General features: G+C 50.9%; 3 protein-coding genes. 1 reads left to right on the top strand and 2 read right to left on the bottom strand.

Annotation, left to right across the window (positions count from 1 at the left end; genetic code table 11):
* The first annotated feature begins 526 nt into the window (after nucleotides 1-526).
* Nucleotides 527-937 carry a MarR family winged helix-turn-helix transcriptional regulator gene (locus tag ACSZO4_RS25035; protein ID WP_437891801.1) on the top strand — a complete coding sequence of 137 codons (411 nt, stop codon included), beginning with the start codon at nucleotides 527-529 and terminating at the stop codon, nucleotides 935-937.
* A gap of 123 nt (nucleotides 938-1,060) precedes the next feature.
* On the opposite strand, the gene ACSZO4_RS25030 is transcribed toward ACSZO4_RS25035, so the two are convergent.
* Entirely contained in the window at nucleotides 1,061-2,092 is a 1,032-nt protein-coding gene (locus ACSZO4_RS25030) for an alpha/beta fold hydrolase (protein WP_437891800.1), read from the bottom strand.
* Nucleotides 2,093-2,126: 34 nt separating this feature from the next.
* On the bottom strand, nucleotides 2,127-3,461 hold the full coding sequence (locus ACSZO4_RS25025) for an MFS transporter (protein WP_437891799.1): 1,335 nt from the start codon (nucleotides 3,459-3,461) through the stop codon (nucleotides 2,127-2,129).
* Between the last annotated feature and the right edge of the window lie 264 nt (nucleotides 3,462-3,725).

The raw sequence follows: 3,725 nt of genomic DNA, 5'->3' as shown, positions 1-3,725 counted from the left end.
TGGGCGGCTCATGGTTTGTCGGCGCCTTTGAGGCGCTCACCCTAAAGCCTCCGGCTCTGCCGGAGGATACTTACTTTAGACCTCACCACGATATATATTTATGGTCGATATATTTAATATAAATAAATATATTTATGCAAATGCACAATACAGTGTGACATTAATCCAAATAATCCACTAATTATTTAACGGCTTGAATTGTGTTTTTTTGACAATATAAACAAAAATAACATATGCGTTAGCACATTTATCACCAGCAATTATTTATGCTTTATTAAAAATATATCAGGCATCACAGCGTTAATAAACCAGGGATGTTAAACTTATGGCTCAACACCGAGATCGCTGAGTAAAAAACTATTCTGACCTCACGTCCAGCACATCTGAATAATCAAGGGGGATTGATGCATCCGAATCATGAAGCAGAGAAACAACAGGATGACGAACAGCCTCCGGAGAATAAATACCAGCACATTATGGGGCAACCTTTTCATTACTTTTTTTTATGCAGCGTAGCTATAACGAGATGTTAGGCCATATATTGTCACCCTATAATATTTCAAAGTATGAATGGCGAATCCTTGCCTGCCTGCATGAAAATGATCTTTTGACGGTATCTGACCTTGCTTTTATGGCGCAGATCGATAAAACCCGCACCAGCCGACATGTTGAATCACTGGCACAACAGGATTTAATTATTCGGATGCAGGATAAAATCGATCGCCGCTGCGCAAAAGTAAGACTCACCACGCAAGGCGATTGTATTTACAATGCAGTTAACCCGTTAGTGACTCAGCTTAAAAATAAATTATTCAATGGCATCTCCGCAGAGGATTACCGTATTTTCCTTAATGTACTTAAACAGGCAAAAAATAATTTTACGGAATTATCAGCAGGAAAATGTGCGGAGGGGAAAAGCGCAGCGGAAAATAAGTAATAAAGGTACGGCGATAACAGGACACTCCCCCATCGACCGGGAGAGCGTCCTTTTTATTTAAGCAGTAACCTGCTGGGCAGGCATTGTAGTAATTTATATCGGCTGAAAATATAGCCGGAAAAATCACAATCCATCGACAAATCTGCGGAGATCTTCCTGCCATTTAACAGAATCGGTACCTGCGGCGTGATGACCATAATCACTGTCGAGAGCCACATATTCAGCTCTGACATTTGCCTGTTTAAATGCCTGCATTACCGCTGGCGCATTACTCGCGGGAAATAACTGATCCGAGCGGGATAACACGAGCTGCACTTTCGCCCGAATATTGCCCAGCTGCGGCTGTGCATCAAACGACTCCATCGCCTTTGCCAGCACCAGCATTGAGTTAGGATCGATGACCCGCGCCCAGGCCTGTGCCTGACGCTCTATCTCCTGTTCACGCAACAGCGGATCCGGAAATTGCCGCGCCAGTAAGACATCAATACCGTAATCCTTGATGGTCTGCTTGCGTAAGCTGACCATGGTCCGGGTGATGCCGCCGTTTGAGTAGTGATCGCCATTATTCCAGTTTTCATCACTGGCAAAGCATTCACGGAGGGCGGCGGAAGTGGTATCCGCCGGGGCATGGATCCCGCTGACGCTCATCGATATCCCCCGCAGCATATGCGGATGCTCAATCGCCCAGGTCAGTCCCTGGAAACCGCCATAAGACGGGCCGACCACTGCGACGAGTTGCTCAATACCCAGTTGCAGCAGCATCCGGCGCTGGGCCTCCACGATGTCGCTGAGGGTTAAATCCGGAAAATCGGCTCCATAGTGCTTACCTGTTGTCGGATTAATGCTCGCCGGAGAGGTGGAGCCAAAAGATGAGCCGAGCATATTTGAGCTGACAACAAAATACTTATCGGTATCGATAGCTTTGCCCGGCCCTACCAGCCCCGCCCATGTCCCCTCAGAGGACGTCGCACTGGCACGGCCGATAAACAAATAGCTGGAGGTAAAACCATGGGTCATCAAAATGACGTTATTGCGTTCGGTGTTTAATTTCCCCAGTGTGGCGTAAGCCAGCTCCACATCCGGTAACAGGATCCCACTGCGCAGACGCAGGTCACCAATTTTTGCGGTTGCAGGCTGTAAAAATTGAGTACTCATGTTAATTCCTTTATCCAGAAGCAAAACAGGAGGTTCAGTTGCCGCCCTGTTGCAGCGGCAGCTGCTGTCGCAGGGTCCATTTCGCCCCGACGCAGGCCAGTAGCAAGCCGCCCAGAACGGCACCTGCGCCCAGCGCGATAAATGCAGCATCAAAACTGTTTGTCGACTGACGCAGAACTCCCACAATCAGCGGCCCCATTGTGCCTGCCAGCAGATTGCCAACGGCGTTGACGAATACAACCGCGGTAATGGCTTTGGTGCGGGGCAATGTTTCTGTCAGTCGGGTGAACACCAGCGGTATAAACATCTTCATCGTGAAGCCAGCGGCAATGAGTAGCGTGATTTGCGCAGGTACACTGGCTGGCGCGACGAGCATCGCAGCAATCAGCACCACCCCGGTGATGATGGTGGGAATAGCGGCATGCCAGCGACGCTCCTGTCCGTGTCTGTCTGAGTGCCAGGTGATCAGAATTATCCCCAGCATACCGGCAAGAAACGGCAACCCGGAGAGCAGGCCAATCATCTCAACAGACAGCGTAGAGGCGCTGTGCAGCAAAGAAGGAAGCCACAGCTGATAACCGGCTATCAGCTGGCTGATAAATGTGCTGCCAATCAGCGTGAGCCAGACTGAGGGCTCCGCAAAGATAGTCCACCACTTGTCAGATTTCTCTTTACTCGCCAGCTGCGATTGTTCTTCAGCCAGCGCCGCTTCCAGTGATGCTCGCTCCCCGGCAGGTAACCAGCGGGCTTTTTTAATCGACGCCGGCATTCGCCACCACCACAGCACCATCCACAGCCAGGCCGGAAGCCCTTCGACAAACATCATGATGCGCCAGTCATAGTGCGCCAGGATCATGCCGGAGATCGGCCCGGCCAGAAACGCCCCGGTTGGCGAGCTGAGATTCCAGATGCCAAAGGCCCGTCCGCGTTCGGGTTTCGTGAACCATTCCGCCAGCAGTACCGCCGTCGCGGCAAATACCGGGCCTTCAAAAAGACCCAGCATGGCGCGGGCTACCAGTAGTTCTTCATAACTCCGGGCCAGGCTGGTGCCAACTGCCGCCGCGCCCCATAACCACAACGCGTGGCCAATCACCGACCGGGCGCCAAGTTTCAGAGTCAGCCAGCCCGCCAGGAACTGGGTGATGGCATAGCCCCAGGTAAAGGCTCCGCTAATTAATCCAGCCTGCACCGGCGTCAGCGCAAGATCTTTACTGATGTAGGGCAGCGCTAAGCCAATATTTGAGCGATCAAAGTAGGCGATGGTGTACATCACAAAGACGATCGGCAGGATATTGATCCAGCGGGCGCGTCCGGGTGAATCAGAACGCCCGGAGGGCGCATGAGCGAATGACTCATCAGGTCCAGCCATTTTCCCTTCTCCTTCAAGAGTGCGTTTTCATTACAGAAAGTTGCGCCAATGACAGGTGCCGACAATGAGCTCTGGCGACGGAAAATCGGACTCGTCTCTCATTCACCCAGTGGATAAAAGGTTAGGGAAGGTGCGATTTAATCGGTGGGGTTCAGTGGAGTCCTTATCTGTATTAGCCTTACCTTAGCTGTATTAGTCGCGACTTGATCTGACACTTGACCTTGAAAGGTTGAGAGTTACCGGTTTTGATATGGGTGTCGAATC

It is taken from the genome of Phytobacter sp. V91 (assembly GCF_965644225.1).
Classification (GTDB): Bacteria; Pseudomonadota; Gammaproteobacteria; order Enterobacterales; family Enterobacteriaceae; genus CBFFRJ01.
The sequence above is the reverse complement of the archived record's forward strand: the minus strand, read 5'-3'. Positions and strand labels throughout refer to the sequence as shown.